At 61.9% G+C, this 17,213-nt stretch carries 16 protein-coding genes; 10 read left to right on the forward strand and 6 right to left on the reverse strand.

Going from position 1 to position 17,213, the window contains the following annotated elements:
* Positions 1 to 58: 58 nt before the first annotated feature.
* The 6 genes from rraA (at position 59) to ACT9T4_RS08250 (ending at position 4,488) form a co-directional block, all read left to right on the forward strand.
* On the forward strand, positions 59 to 544 hold the full coding sequence (gene rraA / locus ACT9T4_RS08225; protein ID WP_042553754.1) for a ribonuclease E activity regulator RraA: 486 nt from the start codon (positions 59 to 61) through the stop codon (positions 542 to 544).
* Between the two features lie 51 nt (positions 545 to 595).
* Positions 596 to 1,591 (forward strand): divalent cation transporter CmaX, encoded by a 996-nt coding sequence (gene cmaX, locus ACT9T4_RS08230; protein WP_499116411.1) that lies wholly within the window; start codon positions 596 to 598, stop codon positions 1,589 to 1,591.
* Between the two features lie 54 nt (positions 1,592 to 1,645).
* Positions 1,646 to 1,894 carry a hypothetical protein gene (locus ACT9T4_RS08235; protein WP_042553752.1) on the forward strand — a complete coding sequence of 83 codons (249 nt, stop codon included), beginning with the start codon at positions 1,646 to 1,648 and terminating at the stop codon, positions 1,892 to 1,894.
* A 1-nt stretch (position 1,895) separates the two neighbouring features.
* Positions 1,896 to 2,720: a mechanosensitive ion channel family protein gene (locus tag ACT9T4_RS08240; protein ID WP_042553751.1), complete on the forward strand. Its 825-nt coding sequence runs from the start codon at positions 1,896 to 1,898 to the stop codon at positions 2,718 to 2,720.
* Between the two features lie 90 nt (positions 2,721 to 2,810).
* On the forward strand, positions 2,811 to 3,401 hold the full coding sequence (gene sigX / locus ACT9T4_RS08245; protein ID WP_082045778.1) for an RNA polymerase sigma factor SigX: 591 nt from the start codon (positions 2,811 to 2,813) through the stop codon (positions 3,399 to 3,401).
* Between the two features lie 106 nt (positions 3,402 to 3,507).
* On the forward strand, positions 3,508 to 4,488 hold the full coding sequence (locus ACT9T4_RS08250) for an OmpA family protein (RefSeq protein WP_042553750.1): 981 nt from the start codon (positions 3,508 to 3,510) through the stop codon (positions 4,486 to 4,488).
* A gap of 292 nt (positions 4,489 to 4,780) precedes the next feature.
* Here ACT9T4_RS08250 and ACT9T4_RS08255 read toward each other — a convergent pair whose 3' ends face one another.
* Positions 4,781 to 5,095, reverse strand: a complete 315-nt coding sequence (locus ACT9T4_RS08255; protein WP_042553749.1) for a hypothetical protein — start codon at positions 5,093 to 5,095, stop codon at positions 4,781 to 4,783.
* Between the two features lie 205 nt (positions 5,096 to 5,300).
* Between ACT9T4_RS08255 and ACT9T4_RS08260 the strand changes: the two genes are divergently transcribed.
* Positions 5,301 to 5,678 (forward strand): hypothetical protein, encoded by a 378-nt coding sequence (locus tag ACT9T4_RS08260; RefSeq protein ID WP_257026831.1) that lies wholly within the window; start codon positions 5,301 to 5,303, stop codon positions 5,676 to 5,678.
* A 10-nt stretch (positions 5,679 to 5,688) separates the two neighbouring features.
* Here the strand turns inward: ACT9T4_RS08260 and ACT9T4_RS08265 are convergent, their stop codons facing one another.
* On the reverse strand, positions 5,689 to 6,627 hold the full coding sequence (locus tag ACT9T4_RS08265; protein ID WP_042553747.1) for a LysR family transcriptional regulator: 939 nt from the start codon (positions 6,625 to 6,627) through the stop codon (positions 5,689 to 5,691).
* Between the two features lie 142 nt (positions 6,628 to 6,769).
* On the opposite strand from ACT9T4_RS08265, the gene ACT9T4_RS08270 reads away from it, so the two are divergent.
* Positions 6,770 to 7,975 (forward strand): acyl-CoA dehydrogenase, encoded by a 1,206-nt coding sequence (locus ACT9T4_RS08270; protein ID WP_179538052.1) that lies wholly within the window; start codon positions 6,770 to 6,772, stop codon positions 7,973 to 7,975.
* Between the two features lie 7 nt (positions 7,976 to 7,982).
* Here ACT9T4_RS08270 and ACT9T4_RS08275 read toward each other — a convergent pair whose 3' ends face one another.
* From ACT9T4_RS08275 to xthA, 4 genes are all read right to left on the reverse strand, one after another.
* On the reverse strand, positions 7,983 to 8,177 hold the full coding sequence (locus ACT9T4_RS08275) for a hypothetical protein (protein WP_042553745.1): 195 nt from the start codon (positions 8,175 to 8,177) through the stop codon (positions 7,983 to 7,985).
* Positions 8,174 to 9,166: a TerC family protein gene (locus ACT9T4_RS08280; protein WP_042553744.1), complete on the reverse strand. Its 993-nt coding sequence runs from the start codon at positions 9,164 to 9,166 to the stop codon at positions 8,174 to 8,176. The genes ACT9T4_RS08275 and ACT9T4_RS08280 overlap by 4 nt, the downstream gene beginning before the upstream one ends.
* A gap of 154 nt (positions 9,167 to 9,320) precedes the next feature.
* Entirely contained in the window at positions 9,321 to 10,697 is a 1,377-nt protein-coding gene (locus ACT9T4_RS08285) for a substrate-binding domain-containing protein (protein ID WP_499116417.1), read from the reverse strand.
* A gap of 78 nt (positions 10,698 to 10,775) precedes the next feature.
* Entirely contained in the window at positions 10,776 to 11,588 is an 813-nt protein-coding gene (gene xthA / locus ACT9T4_RS08290) for an exodeoxyribonuclease III (protein WP_042553742.1), read from the reverse strand.
* A gap of 158 nt (positions 11,589 to 11,746) precedes the next feature.
* Between xthA and ACT9T4_RS08295 the strand changes: the two genes are divergently transcribed.
* A complete protein-coding gene (locus ACT9T4_RS08295; protein ID WP_042553741.1) occupies positions 11,747 to 13,480 on the forward strand; it encodes an autotransporter assembly complex protein TamA in 1,734 nt (577 codons plus the stop codon).
* A complete protein-coding gene (locus ACT9T4_RS08300) occupies positions 13,477 to 17,148 on the forward strand; it encodes a translocation/assembly module TamB domain-containing protein (RefSeq protein WP_499116420.1) in 3,672 nt (1,223 codons plus the stop codon). The genes ACT9T4_RS08295 and ACT9T4_RS08300 overlap by 4 nt, the downstream gene beginning before the upstream one ends.
* Positions 17,149 to 17,213: the final 65 nt, after the last annotated feature.

A 17,213-nucleotide genomic window follows, 5' to 3' on the forward strand; every position in this document is an offset into this window, starting at 1 on the left:
GTAGCGCCGCCGAGAAGACTATGCTGCAGGCCTCGATCACCTACTCAGGAGCTTCGCCATGCAATACATCACGCCCGATCTGTGTGACGCCAACCCGGAACTGGTCAGCGTCGTGGAGCCGATGTTCAGCAATTTCGGAGGCCGCGATTCTTTCGGTGGGCAGATCGTCACCGTCAAATGCTTCGAGGACAATTCCCTGGTCAAGTCCCAGGCCGATGAGCCCGGTGCTGGCAAGGTGCTGGTGGTCGACGGCGGGGCCTCGCTGCGTTGTGCGCTGCTGGGCGACATGATCGCCGAGAAGGCCGCGAAGAATGGCTGGGAAGGCATGGTGATCTATGGCTGCGTGCGTGACGTCGATGTGCTGGCGCAGACCCATCTCGGCGTTCAGGCTCTGGGCAGCCACCCGATGAAGACCGAGAAGCGTGGCTTGGGTGATCTCAACGTAGTGGTCACCTTCGGTGGCGTGACCTTCCGCCCGGGTGAGTACCTGTATGCCGACAACAACGGCATCATCGTTTCGCCGCAGGCCTTGCAGGTCGAGTAAATCAGCTTGTCGCAGCCACCCGGCTGCAGTGACCAATCACCAGGGGTATGGATGTACGAGGAAGACAACGCGCAGTGGGGCCTGGTGCACGGCTTCGTGCTCGATGGTAAAGGTGGCGCCTGCGCGGTCGCGCGCGAGCAACTCGATGAATTACAGCTGGCGCAGGGGCAGAGCCTCTGGCTGCACTGGGATCGCAGTCACCCGCAGACCCAGAGCTGGCTGCGCCGCGACAGTGGTTTGAGCGAGTTCGCCTGCGATCTGTTGCTCGAGGAAAATACCCGGCCACGGGCATTGCCGCTACCCAACGATGAGCTGCTGGTGTTTCTGCGTGGCGTCAACCTCAACCCGGGTGCCGAGCCCGAGGACATGGTATCGGTGCGGATTTTCGCCGAAGCGCGCCGCATCATCTCGCTGCGTCTGCGCCCGTTGCGAGCCACCGAGGATCTGATCGAGCGGCTGCAGGTCGGCAAGGGGCCGAAGACCGCCTCCGAACTGGTGCTGCAGCTCAGCGATTACCTGACGGACAAGGTCGAGGATCTGGTGGCCGAGCTCTCCGAACTGGTCGACGGCCAGGAAGAGAAGGTCGATGGCGACGAGCGGGCCTTGCCCGATCACGGCCTGCTGCTGCAAATCCGTCGGCGCGCAGCGAACCTGCGACGCTTTCTGTCGCCACAGCGTGACATCTATGTACAGCTGACGCGCAGCCAACTGCCCTGGCTGACCCACGAAGACGGCATCTACTGGAACGAATTGAACAACCGCCTGCTGCGCTACCTCGAGGAGCTGGAACTGACTCGCGAGCGCATCGGGCTGCTGCTGGAAACGGAAAATCGGCGCATGGACGTGCGCATGAACCACATCATGTTCCGTTTCGGCATCATCACCTGCGTCTTCCTGCCAATGAGCTTCGTCACCGGGCTGCTGGGCATCAACGTCGGCGGTATCCCGGGAGCTGACAGCCCGTACGGCTTTCTCGTCGCCTGCCTGTTGATGCTGTCCATCGGCTTTGGGCAGTGGCTGCTGTTCCGGCGCTTGCGCTGGGTCTGATGTGACTTGCGTCTCAGGCGCTTCGTCTAGCGAAGACGTTCTATGAGGTCTGCCATGCACGATCCATTCGAAGAATCCCTGCGTGATCTGTTGAAAGCCTCGTCTTCGCCATCGCGCGATGACGACGCTTGTCTGAACCGCGTCCTGAAGACCGCCAACCGCCAGGTCGGCGCGGGCGACCTGTTCGGCTTGATGGGGCACTGGGCCGGCGCCCTGATGATTGCCCTCAACAATGGCTCTTCCCATGTAGCACCGGTGTCGCGTCGCCGTGCTGCTGCTCGCTCTTCTGATAAGGCTGAATGAAATGGAACTCGACCCTTGGACTCATAGCCTGGTCGCCGCGATGACGGCGTTGTGGACGAAAGTCGCCAGCTTCATTCCCAACCTGTTCGTGGCCCTGGTGCTGGTGCTGCTCGGCTTCGTGGTCGCCAAGCTGCTCGATACGCTGCTTTCCAAGCTGCTCGGCAAACTGGGCCTCGACCGCCTGATGGCCGGTACCGGCCTGACCAAGATATTGGGCCGGGCGGGCTTTCAGGTTCCGGTTTCGACCCTCATCGGCAAGATCGTCTACTGGTTCGTACTGCTGATATTCCTGGTTTCCGCTGCCGAGTCGCTGGGGCTGGAGCGTGTTTCCGCAACGCTGGACGTGCTCGCCCTGTACCTGCCGAAGGTGTTCGGCGCCGCGCTGATCCTGCTGGCCGGTGTGCTGCTGGCTCATCTGCTCAGCGGCCTGGTGCGCGGGGCTGCGGAAGGCGTCGGCCTGGACTACGCCCATGGCCTGGCGCGGCTGGCCCAGGGGCTGGTGATCATCATCAGCATCTCCGTGGCGATCGGCCAGTTGGAAGTCAAGACCGACCTGCTCAACAACGTCATTGCCATCGTGCTGATTTCCGTTGGCCTGGCAGTCGCACTGGCGCTGGGCCTCGGCAGCAAGGAGCTGGCCAGCCAGATTCTCGCCGGTATCTACGTGCGTGAGCTGTATCAGGTGGGGCAGGAAATCGAGGTGGGGGGGGTCGAAGGCCAGATCGAAGAAATCGGTACGGTGAAGACCACGGTGTTGACGGACTCTGGCGAGCTGATATCGCTCTCCAATCGGGTGCTGCTCGAGCAGCGGGTAAGCAGCCGCTGAGGGTGCATTTCTGCTACCCTATGCGCCCAGCCAGCGGCCTGTACGGACAGGTGCTGGCTGTTTTCGTCCTGACCGTTGGCCCGATCTGCTTTGAACGCACCCCAATCACCGTCACTGCGCTATGACCCACGCGAGCTCTCCGACGAGGAGCTGGTGGCGCGTGCCCATGACGAGCTGTTCCACATCACGCGTGCCTACGAGGAGCTGATGCGGCGTTACCAGCGTACCCTGTTCAACGTGTGTGCACGATATTTAGGGAACGATCGAGATGCGGACGATGTCTGTCAGGAAGTGATGCTGAAAGTTCTATACGGACTGAAGAACTTCGAGGGTAAATCGAAGTTCAAGACCTGGCTCTACAGCATTACTTACAACGAGTGTATTACCCAGTATCGCAAGGAGCGTCGCAAACGTCGTTTGATGGATGCGCTGAGTTTGGATCCACTAGAAGAAGCGTCCGAAGAAAAGGCGCCGAAGGTAGAGGATCGAGGTGGTTTGGATCGCTGGCTCGTGCATGTGAACCCGATTGACCGTGAGATTCTGGTGTTGCGCTTCGTTGCGGAGCTGGAGTTTCAGGAGATCGCCGACATCATGCACATGGGCCTGAGCGCCACGAAAATGCGCTACAAGCGCGCGCTAGACAGATTGCGGGAGAAGTTTGCAGGAATTACCGAAAGTTAGTTCGGGGCGAACTTTCACTAGCATAGGTGAGTTTTGTTAAACTTACCGACGACTCGCATGTCTATCTGCATGTGAATCAATCAATCTATAGATGGGGATTTAACGGATGAAACTGAAAAACACCTTAGGCGTTGTCATTGGCTCCTTGGTAGCCGCAACCTCGATGGGCGTGCTGGCTCAAGGCCAAGGCGCTGTCGAGGTGGAAGGCTTTGCCAATCGCTACTTCACCGACACTCAGCGTGATTTCGCTCATGACGAAGGCAACCTGTTCGGCGCCAGCGTTGGTTACTACCTGACCGACGACGTTGAACTGGCTCTGTCCTACGGCGAGTACCACGACCTGCGTGGCGAAGGCGCTGCTGGCAGCAAGAACATCAAGGGCAACCTGACTGATCTGAAAGCCCTCTACCACTTCGGTCAGCCGGGTGTTGGCCTGCGTCCGTACGTTTCCGGCGGTTTCGGCCACCAGAGCATCGGCGACGCCAACAAAGGCGGTCGCGATACCTCCACTCTGGCCATCGCTGGCGCTGGTGCCAAGTACTACTTCACCGAAGTTCTGTACGCACGTGCTGGCGTTGAAGCGCTGTACAACATCGACAAAGGTGACACCGAATGGCAAACCGGCGTCGGTGTCGGTCTGAACTTCGGCGGTAGCACCCGTCAGGTTGCCCAGGTGACTGAGCCGGCTCCAGAGCCAGTTCCAGCTCCGGCTCCGGTCGTTGAAGAAGCCCCGCAAGTGGTTCGTGTTGAGCTGGACGTCAAGTTCGACTTCGACAAGGCCGCTGTCAAAGAAGAAAGCTATGGCGACATCAAGAGCCTGGCTGACTTCATGAACCAGTACCCGCAAACCAGCACCACCGTTGAAGGTCACACCGACTCCGTCGGTACTGACGCTTACAACCAGAAGCTGTCCGAGCGTCGTGCCAACGCCGTTCGTGACGTACTGGTCAACCAGTACGGCGTAGGCGCTAACCGCGTCAACTCCGCTGGCTACGGTGAGTCCCGTCCGGTTGCTGACAACGCTACCGAAGAAGGCCGCGCGATCAACCGTCGCGTAGAAGCCGAAGTAGAAGCCCAAGCCCAGTAATAGGCTCAGGTTTCAGGAAAACCCGGCTTCGGCCGGGTTTTTCTTTGCCTGTAGAAAAGTGCTAAAGGCGCAAATAAAAACGGCATCTACCAGGCCACCCGATGGGGGAAGGAGACCTGGCAGACGCCGTGTTCGTTACTCGGCTTCCCAACGAATGACCGCCGATTTGATGTCTGAATGATACAGCAAGTATCGCGCCACGTGGTCGTACAAGTGCAAATCCATTGCTTGCGGGCACAACCCATCGCGGATCATGGGCCATTGCTGGGCGTGGCCGGTTGCGAATGGATCGTTATGAGGCAGGGCAGGCCTGAGCCTCTTCCACATAGTCTCGCAGCCAGCGCAGCACATCCACGGCCTCCCAGCGATTGGGGTCGAACATGGCATAGGCCAGACCCTGGTAACCCACCACATCGAGCTGCCGGTGATAACCCGCACGCTGCAACAAGGCCTCGATCTCGGCGAAGCAGGTGTTGAAGTGCAGGCGGTTGAAGGGGGTTTTACCTTCGGTAACGATTCCCTCCAGATGCAGTTCCTCGACGATGGGCCGAACCTTGTCCAGCTGCATCCGGTTGATCGAGTGCTTGAGTTGCATTACGTCCAGCATAGTAGGCTCCCGCTTTACGCCTTGACCCCAGCCGGGGCAATCCCGGTTTTCGATCAGTGATGACGCTAGGGTAAATCAAAAGTACTGTACAAATAAACAGTATTCGGTAATAGTGAGCTTCGACGCTTCATGACTCCCATATCCGCGAGCGCTGCAGAGCGCCCGTGGCCGATGCCGAGGGCTCAGAACAATGCAACAGATACTCATGACAATTGTGCTGTTGGTGACGCTTACGGGCTGCGTGCAGCCGCACGTCGAGCAACCCAGGGTCAATGCCAATTACCTGATCATCGAAGACAGCCAGGCCTGGGCCGTACTGGTTTCAGATGGCAAGCGCGTGGAAGAGCCTGGTGTGGTGGTCGATGCGATCAAGCTGGCCGGCAGCGATGCACCGATAGCTGCCAGTTACGTGATCGATACGCCTAACTGCGGCAAGGTGCAGTGGCTGGTCGAACGTCAGGACGCCGCGGACGGGGTGACCACCCGCATGACCCTGCATGACAACAATCAGTTGGGTGGTTCGGGCTGCGTGATCGGCGAAGGCCTGACGCGAGTCTGGACGGTTCTCGATTACTCCAGCTGACACCCGCAAACTAGCAGGCGGCCGCTGCGATGGACGCCTTGCGCTCTTCGGCGGTGATGCGTTGGCAGATCTCGATGATCTGCTCACGCATCCAGCGATTGGCTGGGTCCTGGTCAGTGCTCTCATGCCAGTAGAGATGGGTTTCCAATAGCGGGATGCTGGCAACCGGCAGCTCGCTGAAATGCAGGTCGTTATCCCGGGCGAAGCGCTCCGGCACGGTGATCGCCATGTCGGTGTCTCGCATCACACGGCAGGCCATCAGGTAATGCTGAGAGCGCAGGGCGATGCGCCTCTGAATGCCCATCTTGCCCAAGGCCAGGTCGACATAACCCAGGCCGCTGCGGCGGCTGGAAATGTGGATATGGGTCAGTGACAGGTATTTCTCCAGACTCAGCTTTTCATTGCCCAGCGGATGGCCATGGCGCATCGCGCAGACGTATCGGTCTTCCATCAGTTTGACGTGGCGCACCTGCGGGTCGATGTTCAACGGCGCATCCACGGCGAAGTCCAGGCGTCCTGCAGCCAGCTCCTTGGTGGTTTCCCGGCGACGTACCAGCATGCTTTCGATGGTCACGCTCGGCGCCTGACGACGCAGGCGCTGGAACACCGGTGGCAACACCACGGCTTCGGTCAGGTCGGTCATGCTGATGCGGAAGGTCTTGTTCGCCTGGGCCGGGTTGAAGGTACGGCTTTCCTGCACCGAGATACGCAGCTGCTGCAGCGCGGTGCGCACCGGGGTGATGATGTTCTGCGCCATTGGCGTCGGTACCATGCCCTGGGCGGTGCGTACGAACAGCGGGTCGTTGAAGGTCTCCCGCAGGCGTGCCAGGGCATTGGATACCGCTGGCTGGGTGATCCCGACGATCTGTCCGGCACGCGTTAGATTGGCTTCGGTGTAGATGGCATCGAAGACCACGAAGAGATTGAGATCCACCTTGTTCAGGTTCATGCCTGAGCGACTCCGCAATGTTGTTCTTGTCGGGTGATCTTATATCGGTGATGAATGTTTATACACGCCGAAAATAGCTTAGATAAATCATGCGGCCTCCACTAGCATCCTTTGCACACGAAAAAGCAGCCGAAGGTGTGCCATGGATTTCGCCTATTCCCCCCGGGTTCAGCAGTTGCGTGAGCGCGTCAGTGCTTTCATGGAGGCCCATGTCTATCCGGCCGAGGCGGTGTTCGAGCGCCAGGTGGGCGAAGGTGATCGCTGGCAGCCGACGGCGATCATGGAACAGCTCAAGGACAAGGCGAAAGGCGAAGGCCTGTGGAACCTGTTTCTGCCTGACTCCGAGCGAGGGGCAGGGCTGAGCAACACCGAATACGCGCCTCTGGCGGAGATCATGGGGAGCTCGCTGATCGGCCCCGAACCGTTCAATTGTGCGGCGCCTGATACCGGCAACATGGAGGTACTGGTGCGCTATGCCAGTGAGGAGCAGAAACGTCAGTGGCTCGACCCGCTGCTCAGTGGCGAGATTCGTTCGGCCTTCGCCATGACCGAACCGGAGGTCGCCTCGTCCGATGCGACCAACATGCAGGCCAGTGCCGTGCGCGATGGTGATCACTGGGTGATCAACGGGCGCAAGTGGTGGACCTCTGGCGCCTGTGACCCACGCTGCAAGATCATGATCTTCATGGGGCTCACCAATCCCGAGGGGCATCGCCACCAGCAGCACTCGATGATTCTGGTGCCGATGGATACGCCAGGCGTCAAGGTGGTCCGGCCCTTGCCGGTGTTCGGCTATGACGACGCGCCTCACGGTCACGCGGAAGTGCTGTTCGAGGATGTTCGGGTTCCATACGACAACGTCCTGCTAGGCGAGGGGCGCGGCTTCGAGATCGCTCAGGGGCGCCTCGGTCCCGGGCGTATCCACCATTGCATGCGCTCCATCGGCATGGCCGAGCGGGCGCTCAAGCTGATGTGCGAGCGAGCGCTGGAGCGAAGTGCGTTCGGCAAGCCGCTGGCGCGCCTCGGCGGCAACATCGACCTGATCGCCGAGTCACGCATGGAAATCAACATGGCGCGCCTGCTGACGCTGAATGCGGCCTACATGATGGATACGGTCGGCAACAAGGTGGCCGCCAGCGAGATCGCGCAGATCAAGGTAGTGGCACCCAACGTGGCATTGAAGGTGATCGATCGTGCCATCCAGATGCACGGTGGGGCAGGGGTCAGTGCGGATTTTCCGCTGGCTTACTGGTATGCGATGCAGCGCACCTTGCGCCTGGCCGATGGTCCGGACGAGGTGCATCGTGCGGCAATCGGCAAATACGAGCTGGGCAAGTACATGAAATGAGGCCGGCTCAGGTGCCAGGTGGCTCGTCGAGCCCTGGCACCAGAGTCAGCTTCGTCGCGTTGACGCGCATGTGCAGTTGCGCGGCGAAGGTGCGTGCAGCGAGCTCATCCTCGAACATCAGCGTGCGCTTGCCCAGGCGTACGCACCAGCGTACGCCGTCGCCTTTGTCTACGCATTCGATCTGCACGTCTTGCTGGGTCACGTCGTCTCTGCAGGCTTCTTGTCGCGGGTTTTCAGCAGCGACAGGATGACGCCGCCGGCCAGTACGCCCATGGTAACGCCGAGCGAGAGCAAAGCGGGAACCTTGATGAAGCCATGCAGGAAGATCTTGCAGCCGATGAACATCAGCACGATGGCCAGCGCATACTTGAGGTACACGAAGCGGTGCATGAGGGCCGCCAGTGCGAAGTACAGCGCCCGCAGGCCGAGAATCGCGAAGATGTTCGAGGTGTAGACGATGAACGGATCCTGGGTGATGGCGAACACCGCCGGCACGCTGTCCACGGCGAACACCAGATCCGCCAGTTCGATCAGCACCAGGGCCAGCAGTAGCGGAGTCGCGAATAGCAGCATCTTGCCGCTGGCCGGATCCTGCTGACGGACCAGGAATTTGCCGCCGTGCAGGTCATCGGTTACCCGGATGTGCTTGCGCAGAAAGATCAGGAACTTGTTTTGCGACAGATCCGGATGCTCGTCGTGATCCTTGCTGAACAGCATCTTGATGCCGGTGAACAGCAGGAATGCGCCGAACACGTAGAGGATCCAGTCGAATTCCTGAACCAGGGCCGTTCCCAGGCCGATCATGATCGCCCGCAGCACGACCACGCCGATGATTCCCCAGAACAGCACGCGATGCTGATATTTGCGGGGAATGCCGAAGAAGCCGAGGATCATCGCCATGACGAACACGTTGTCCATCGATAGCGACTGTTCGACCAGGAAGCCGGTGTAGAACTCCAGCGCCTTGGTGGCGCCAAGCTCCCACCAGACCCAGCCGCCAAATGCGACGCCTACGCTGAAGTAGCCAGCGTAGAGCAGCAGGCTTTCGCGCATTTCGATTTCATGCTGGTCGCGATGCAGAACGCCGAGATCGAAGATCAGCAGCGCGAAGACGATGACGATGAACGCCAACCAGAAATAGTACGGGGTGCCGAGAAACGGCGTGGACATAAAGGCATGTAGAGCTGTCATGGGCCCTCCCTGTTAATGCCTAAGTTGAGATTCAACTTAGTGACTCCGACATCACGATGAGATGAACTCATCGCCAGAGGGGCCCGGCGTCACATCTCCATAAGGCTAGGATGAATCGCGCGGTTGAGCAAGTGCTTGGCGCGCCTCGAAAAACTCAATACACCCAGACTTCCACGCGGCGATTCTTGAACCTGCCGCTGTCGCCTTCGTTGTCGGCGACCGGCAATTCATCGCCAAGGCCGGCGACTTCACGCAATACCACACCTTCGCGCACCAGCTCTCGGCGTACCGCCATGGCCCGCAGCTTGGACAACAGCTCGGCGCGTGCCGAAACCGCTTTCGGGTCGCCGAAACCGACCAGCACCACCTTGCGCTGCAGCTTGTCGTGCTGCCTCAGGTAGTCGAGCACCCGGCGCAGATCCTGCTGCGCCTTGTTGTCGAGGCTGGCGCTGCCTTCCTGGAAGCGGAAGTTCACCGACAGTCGTTTGGCCTCCCGGGTCAGGGTCTGATAGGCGGCAGGCATATCGGCGGTGGCTTCGATGCTGACCGCCTGCACGGTCTGCGCGATGAAGCCGTTCTGAGCGACGATTTCCTGACCCTGCGGGCTCTGCGCGAACTGCAGCAGGGCTTCGGCCCATGGGTTGGTGTTCTTCGGTGGCCCGTAAAGGAACAGGCGCCGCGACAGTGGGTAGTCCTCGGTGGCGATCAGCGTCACGCTGGGCAGCATCGGCTGCGACTCGCCGGCGGCGATGGCCACCGCTTTCGCCTTGCGCACGTAGGGCAGGCCGATGAAGCCGATGCCGTTTGCATCGGCGGCGACCGAATCGGACAACTGCTCGCTGGACTCGAAGCGTTTGGCCTTGGCTGACAACTGCTTGCCGTTGGCGGTCAGTACCAGCTCCTTGAACGTATCGAAGGTGCCGGAGTTGTCGTCCCGGGCGTACAGGTCGATGCTGCCAGGGCGACCGCCCAGCTGTGCCCAGTCGCTCACTTCACCGGAGAATATCTGCGCCAGTTGCTCGGTACTGAGGGTGCTGACGGGGTTGTCAGGATGCAGCACGATGGCCAGCCCATCGATGGCGATGACCTGCTCGGCGTCCCGGCTTTTCATGTTGCCCAGCGATGACAGGGTCGCCACTTCGCTGTCCTTGATCGGTCGTGACGAGGCCGCCAGTTCAGCGTTGCCCTGGCCTATGGCACTGAACCCGGTGCCTGAGCCGTGAGCGGCAATTTCCACGCTCACCGTACGGCCGGCCGCATTGAGGGAGGAAACCACCTGTTCGTTTTCCCGGCTCGTGGCCGTGCGGATATTGCTCAGGCCCTGTTGCTGCATCAGGCCCTTGACCAGCGCCGGGCCCAGGCTGGCACCAATGGTGTTGGAGCCCTGAATGCGCAGCGCCGGAGCGTCTCCGGCGGGCAGTGGCAGGGCGGCGAATGCCGTCCAGGGGCTCAGGTAGCAGACGAAGCCGAGCAACAGAAACGTTGCGGTTCGGCTCCAGGTTTCGCGGTCACAGACGGGGGCGCGCAGCATGCGGCAAACACCTTGCAGGGGGTGGCTGAAGTGCTGCGACGATAAGACAGAAAAATGACTGGAAGATGACGCTGCGCGTCAGCTCAGTTCCAGCCAGATCGGCGCGTGATCCGAAGGCTTCTCCATGCCCCGCAGGTCATAGTCGATACCGGCGTCCTTGAGGCGTTCCTGCAACACCTGGGAGGCGAGGATCACGTCGATGCGCAGGCCGCGTTTGGGTTCGTCCTCGAAGCCGCGACTGCGATAGTCGAACCAGCTGAAACGGTCGTCGACCTGCGGATGCAGCGACCGGAAACTGTCGACCAGCCCCCAGCCTTTCAGCGTGGCGAGCCACTCGCGTTCCTCTGGCAGGAAGCTGCATTTCCCGGTCTTCAGCCAGCGCTTGCGGTTGACCTCGCCGATACCGATGTCGCAATCCTCCGGGGAAATATTGATATCACCCATGACGATCAGCGGCTGGTCGTGGGCGAAACGGCCGGTCAGCAGTTCCTGAAGGTCGGCATAGAAGCGCTGTTTGGCAGGAAACTTGGTGGGGTGGTCGCGGCTCTCGCCCTGGGGGAAGTAACCGTTCATCACGGTGACCGGGTTGCCGTTGGCGTCGGCGTAGGTGCCGTAGATGAAGCGTCGCTGGGCCTCCTCGCTGTCGTTCGGAAATCCCTTGACCAGCTCCAGTGGCGCCTGGCGCGATAACAGGGCGACACCATAATGGCCCTTCTGGCCGTGGTAGTGAACGTGGTAACCGAGCGCGCGAATGTCCGCTTCGGGAAACTGATCGTCGCTGACCTTGGTTTCCTGCAGGCCGATCACATCCGGCTGGTGCTTCTCGATCAGCGCTGCGAGTTGGTGCGGACGTGCCCGCAAGCCGTTGATGTTGAAGGAAACGAGTTTCATATCGGCGATCCTGGTGATTCTGTGGCGTTGAGGCGGCGATGCTAGCCGATCAGGGCGGCGCCCGGCCAGCGCCCGGCCAGCGGCCGGGCAAGACCTGGTAATGCTTTGGGAGCGTGCCAGCACTGGAATGGGGCGCTTGGCGTGATAGCATCGCGGGCATGAGAGTTATTTCTACACTAGGCGCGGGATGCGCGCTGTTGTTGTTCAGTTCGACGCTGCTCGCCGAAGACGCTCGTCTGGTGGTCAGTGTGCAGCCTGCCAACAATGCCTTGAAGAGCAATGTCGAGGGTTACATCGGCAGCCTCGGTGAGCGTGATGCCGAGGCGCTGCAGCGCTTGCGTCGAGTGGTCGAGGGCCAGGCGGAAAAAGCCGCGCAGGCGCTGGGCTATTACCAGGCGCAGATCACCACCGAAGTGGTCGAGCAGACGCCGCCGCGGCTGAACGTGCGCATCGTGCCCGGTGAGCCGGTGCGCATCGGCAGCGTGACCGTTCGGGTCGATGGGCCGGCCGCTCAGATGCGCGCCTTCCAGATCCCCAAGGATGCACAGCTCACTCAGGGCGCTCGGCTCAATCACGGTCGTTACGAGGCCGCCAAGCGGCACATCCAGAACCAGGCCTCGCGCTACGGGTTCTTCCGCGGACGCTTCACCCAGCAGCGCCTGAGCATCGATCCCCAGGCTGGCCTGGCCGACATCGAATTGATCTACGACAGTGGCCCGCGCTACATCCTCGGCAGCGTGGCCTTCGAAGGCGACATGCCGTTCGACGATGATCTGCTGCAGCGCATGGTGCCGTTTCCCGCCGACACACCTTACGATTCCGAACGCATCGCCGAGCTCTATCAGGCGCTGCGTTCCAGTGGCTATTTCGAATCGGTGCGTGTCGATGCCAGCCCCACCGTGGCGGAACAACAAGTGATTCCGGTCAAGGTTCACCTGCAGACCCGCTTGCCGCGCACCATGGGGCTCGGGCTTGGCTTCTCCACCGACGTCGGTCCCCGTGGTCGCGCCAACTGGGAGCGCCACTGGGCCAATTCCCGAGGGCACAGCTACGGCGCGGAAATGGAACTCTCGGCACCTCGGCAGAACGTTGGTCTGTGGTATGACGTGCCGCTGGATCCGCCGCTGACCGACAAGCTGCGCATGGCTGGCGGTTACCAGTACGAAGAGATCGCCAACACCGACAGCCTCAGCCGCCTGCTGACCGTCGGGCCGGAATGGCACAGCAGGCTCGATAGCGGTTGGCAGCGGGTGATTTCCCTGAAATGGCAGCGCGAGGAATACCGTCTCGGTGACGATTCGGGGCTCAGCACCCTGTTGATGCCCGGTATCAGCTACTCCTACCTGCAAAGCGACAATCGCATCGACCCCAACCACGGTTACCGCCTGCAGTTCGATGCTTCGGTCGCCAAGGAGGGGTTGCTGGCCGACTCCGATGTGATCCACGGCAACGTGCTTGCCAAAGGCCTGACCACCCTGTGGCAGAACCACCGTTTCCTCGGTCGGGCACAGTTTGGCGGCACCGAGTCCAAGGGGTTCAACTCGTCCGTGCCGCCCTCGCTGCGCTTCTTCGCCGGTGGTGACCAGAGCGTGCGCGGTTATGACTACCAGAGCCTGTCGCCGGAGAACAATCAGGGCGACAAGATCGGTGCACGTTACATGTTCGCCGCCAGCGCCGAGTACCAGTACAGCGTGGCTGACAAATGGCGGGTGGCGACGTTCTACGACACCGGTAACGCGTTCAACTCGCTGGATATGCCGACGCTCAAGAGTGCGGTCGGTATCGGTATGCGCTGGGTGTCGCCGGTTGGGCCGCTGCGCCTGGACCTGGCTCATCCCCTGGACGACGAGGGTGGCGTGCGGCTGCATTTCTCCATGGGGCCCGAACTGTGAAGCGGGCGCTCAAGTATGCCGGGCTCAGCCTGGCGAGCCTGCTGGCACTGCTGATCGTGCTGCTGGTGTGGATGCTGGCGACCTCTGCCGGCAGCCGCTGGACCCTGAGCCTGGTGCCCGGGCTGCAGGTGGATGGATTCGAGGGACGCCTGGGCGGCCGCTGGACGGCCGACCAGGTGCTCTGGCGCCAGGGTGACGACCAGGTGCTGGTTCGCCAGCCGTTGCTCGACTGGTCGCCGGCCTGCCTGCTGCGCCTGACCCTGTGCATCGATACGCTACGCAGCGAACGCATCGAGCTGAACTTCGCCGCCAGCGACACACCGCCGAGCGAGGAGCCTTTCAGCCTGCCGCAGATCGATCTGCCGCTGGCCGTGCAGGTGGGTGAGGTGTGGATCGGCAGCCTGCAGTTCAACGGTGATGACCAACTGCAGGGGCTGGAACTGGCGGCCAACTGGGCGAGCGACGGTCTGAATATCAGCAGGCTGCATGTACAGCGTGATGATCTGGTCGTCGACCTGCAGGGCAGGCTGCTGCCGAGCGGCGAATGGCCGCTGAGCTTGCAGGGCAGCGCTGCGCTGCCGTCGCCGGATGGCAAAGAGTGGGACCTGGCGCTGCGGGTCGAGGGTGATCTGCGTCAGAGTCTGGCGCTGACGGTCGACAGCAGCGGCTACCTGGCAGGGCGTCTGAGCGGTGAGGTTCAGCCGCTGGTCGAGCACCTTCCGGCGACACTGACGTTCACCGCCGACGGCTTCAAGGCCGAAGCATCGCTGCCCGATACCCTTCGCCTGAACGGTTTGACCTTGCGGGCCGCGGGCAATCTGCAGGACGGTTACGGTATCGATGGCGTCGCCACCCTGCCAGCCGAAGGTGGTCCGGTCGCCCTGGCGCTGCGCGGACGCATCGACGCCAAGGGGGCGGATATCGCCACCCTGCGCCTGGCGGCAGCGGAGAACCAGTACCTGGCTGTCAACGGACGCCTGGACTGGCAGCAAGGCTTCAGCGCCGACAGCCATGTCGATTGGCAGGACTTTCCCTGGCTGCGCCTGTATCCGCTGGAGGAGGCGCCACCGGTCACCCTGAAAAAGCTCACCGGCGACCTCTCTTATGAGAACGGCAACTACCTTGGCAATCTGTCCGCGGCACTGGATGGCCCAGCCGGCGCCTTCAGCGTGCAGACGCCGCTCAGTGGTGACCTGCAGCAGGTGCATTTGCCGCAACTGCAGGTCCGCGCCGGGCAGGGCAAGATCGATGGCCAGGTGACGGTCGGTTTCGCCGATGCGGTGAGCTGGGATGCGCAACTGCAGGTCAGTGATTTCGATCCCGCCTACTGGGTCGCCGAGCTGCCCGGGCGTATCGCCGGGCCGGTGCGCAGCAAGGGACAGTTACGCGATGGTCGCCTGGAACTGACCGGTGATCTTGACCTGCAGGGGCGCTTGCGTGGTCAACCTGCACAGCTGCAGACCACGGTAGCCGGCGCTGGAGAGCGCTGGGAGTTGAGCGCGCTCAGCGTGCGCCTGGGCGACAACCGTATCGACGGCCGTGGCCAGCTCGATCAGCGCCTGCAGGGCGAGCTGCGCATCGCTCTGAACCGCCTCGGCCAGCTATGGCCAGGGTTGCAGGGGCAGGCCACCGGGCGCCTCGATCTGGCCGGCAGCCTGCAGGCTCCGCAGGGCACGTTCGACTTGAACGGCCAGGGCTTGGCATTCGAGGACATGCGTCTGCGTCAACTGGGGCTGGACGCCACCCTGGATGGCAATGGGCAAGCCAAGGTGCAAGTGCGTGGCCAGGGGATCGCCAGTGGTGATACCCAGGTGGGCGACCTGACCATCAACGGCAATGGCAGCCAACGTCAGCAGCAAATGGATCTGAGCCTGCAGGGCCCCCAACTGCAGACCCATCTGGCGCTGGACGGCACCCTCGATCAGGGCAACTGGCGCGGTCGTCTGAGCCGTGTCGAGGTGCAGGCCGGTGGGCAGGATTGGCGTCTGCAGCAGCCTGCCTCCCTGGTGCGGCTGGCCAGCGGTGAGATCGACCTGGGCGCACATTGCCTGCGCTCCGGCGGGGCCAGTCTGTGCGGCGAGAACCAGCGCCTGCAACCGGAGCCGAAAATCCGTTATCGGCTTGCCGATTTCCCTCTCGACAGCCTGTCACCCTGGTTTCCAAAGGACTTCGCCTGGGAAGGCAAGCTCAACGCCGATGTGCATCTCGATCTGCCAGCGGCCGGTCCCAGCGGGCGGGTGGTGGTGGATGCCGGCAGCGGCACTTGGCGCGCCCGCGATGACGGGCAGTGGGTGGACTTCACCTACGACAGCCTTCGCCTGAGCAGCGAGCTGAAGCCTCAGCGTATCGACACCGAGCTGAACCTGCGCGGGCCGAAGATCGGCGAGCTCATGGTGCAGGCGCAGCTCGATCCGCGCCCGCAGAACAAACCGCTGTCCGGGCAATTCCGCCTGAGCGGCCTCGACCTGGCCATCGCGCGGCCGTTCGTGCCGATGGTGGAGAGCCTTTCGGGGCGTCTGGACGGCAGCGGCAATCTGTCCGGTGATCTGCTCAAGCCGCTGGTCAACGGTCAGTTGGCGCTCAGTAATGGGGAAATTTCCGGTGGCGAATTGCCGACCAGCTTCGAGGATCTGCAGATCCGTGCACTGATCGCCGGTGAGAGCCTGCAGCTCAACGGCAACTGGCGCAGTGGCGAACGTGGGCAGGGCTCGCTCAATGGTGAGCTGGCCTGGGGCGAGCAACTGAGCGGCAGCCTGAGCGTGCAGGGCAGCCGCCTGCCGGTGGTCGTCGAGCCCTATGCGAATCTGGAAGTGGAGCCGGACATGCAGGTGCGTCTGGCCAATGATCAACTCTCAGTCAGCGGCAAGGTGTCCATTCCCAGCGGCAAGATCGTGGTGCGCGAATTGCCGCCGTCGACGGTCAAGGTCTCCGATGATGCGGTCATCGTCGGCGCCGAGGCACGGGAGCAGCAGGCGGTGGCCATCAGCATGGACATCGACGTCGAGGTCGGTAGCGACAAGTTGACCTTCAGCGGCTTCGGCCTCAACGCCGAGTTGGCCGGACGAGTGCACATCGGTGACGACATGGACACCCGCGGTGAGCTGAACCTCAACAAGGGCAATTTCCGCGGCTACGGCCAGCGCCTGACCATCCGCCGCGCGCGCCTGCTGTTCGCCGGGCCCATCGACCAGCCGTTCCTCGATATCGAGGCGATCCGCAAGGTCGACGAGGTGGTCGCTGGCCTGCGTTTGACCGGCAGCGCCGATCAGCCGCGTACCGAGGTGTTTTCCGAGCCGGCGATGAGCCAGGAGCAGGCGTTGTCCTATCTGGTGCTGGGGCGACCCCTATCGACGGGCAGCGAAGACAGCAACATGCTGGCACAGGCGGCATTGGCACTTGGCGTGGCGGGCAGTTCCGGGGTTACCGGCTCGGTCGCGCAGAGCCTGGGCATTCAGGACTTCCAGCTGGATACCGAAGGCAGCGGCAACAGCACCAGCGTGGTCGCCAGCGGTAACCTTTCGGAGCGTCTGAGCCTGCGCTACGGCGTTGGCGTATTCGAACCGGTGAACACCGTGGCACTGCGTTACGCGCTCAGCCGGCGCCTGTATCTTGAGGCTGCGAGCGGTCTGGCGAGTTCTCTGGACCTGTTCTACAAACGTGACTTCTAGCTGGCGTCGTCCTGACGTAGGATGGCCGCCCAAGCGTGTTTTACCCACATAGAAAAGGATCATTT

It is taken from the genome of Pseudomonas sp. SZ40 (assembly GCF_052958135.1).

Bases quoted from the DNA above. Each gene is read 5' to 3' on its own strand.
- cmaX (WP_499116411.1), top strand. From the start codon at position 596: ATGTACGAGGAAGACAACGCGCAGTGGGGCCTGGTGCACGGCTTCGTG.
- ACT9T4_RS08235 (WP_042553752.1), top strand. From the start codon at position 1,646: ATGCACGATCCATTCGAAGAATCCCTGCGTGATCTGTTGAAAGCCTCG.
- ACT9T4_RS08260 (WP_257026831.1), top strand. From the start codon at position 5,301: ATGACAATTGTGCTGTTGGTGACGCTTACGGGCTGCGTGCAGCCGCAC.
- rraA (WP_042553754.1), top strand. From the start codon at position 59: ATGCAATACATCACGCCCGATCTGTGTGACGCCAACCCGGAACTGGTC.
- ACT9T4_RS08250 (WP_042553750.1), top strand. From the start codon at position 3,508: ATGAAACTGAAAAACACCTTAGGCGTTGTCATTGGCTCCTTGGTAGCC.
- ACT9T4_RS08255 (WP_042553749.1), bottom strand. From the start codon at position 5,095: ATGCTGGACGTAATGCAACTCAAGCACTCGATCAACCGGATGCAGCTG.
- ACT9T4_RS08265 (WP_042553747.1), bottom strand. From the start codon at position 6,627: ATGAACCTGAACAAGGTGGATCTCAATCTCTTCGTGGTCTTCGATGCC.
- ACT9T4_RS08280 (WP_042553744.1), bottom strand. From the start codon at position 9,166: ATGACAGCTCTACATGCCTTTATGTCCACGCCGTTTCTCGGCACCCCG.
- ACT9T4_RS08295 (WP_042553741.1), top strand. From the start codon at position 11,747: ATGAGAGTTATTTCTACACTAGGCGCGGGATGCGCGCTGTTGTTGTTC.
- ACT9T4_RS08285 (WP_499116417.1), bottom strand. From the start codon at position 10,697: ATGCTGCGCGCCCCCGTCTGTGACCGCGAAACCTGGAGCCGAACCGCA.
- ACT9T4_RS08270 (WP_179538052.1), top strand. From the start codon at position 6,770: ATGGATTTCGCCTATTCCCCCCGGGTTCAGCAGTTGCGTGAGCGCGTC.
- xthA (WP_042553742.1), bottom strand. From the start codon at position 11,588: ATGAAACTCGTTTCCTTCAACATCAACGGCTTGCGGGCACGTCCGCAC.
- ACT9T4_RS08240 (WP_042553751.1), top strand. From the start codon at position 1,896: ATGGAACTCGACCCTTGGACTCATAGCCTGGTCGCCGCGATGACGGCG.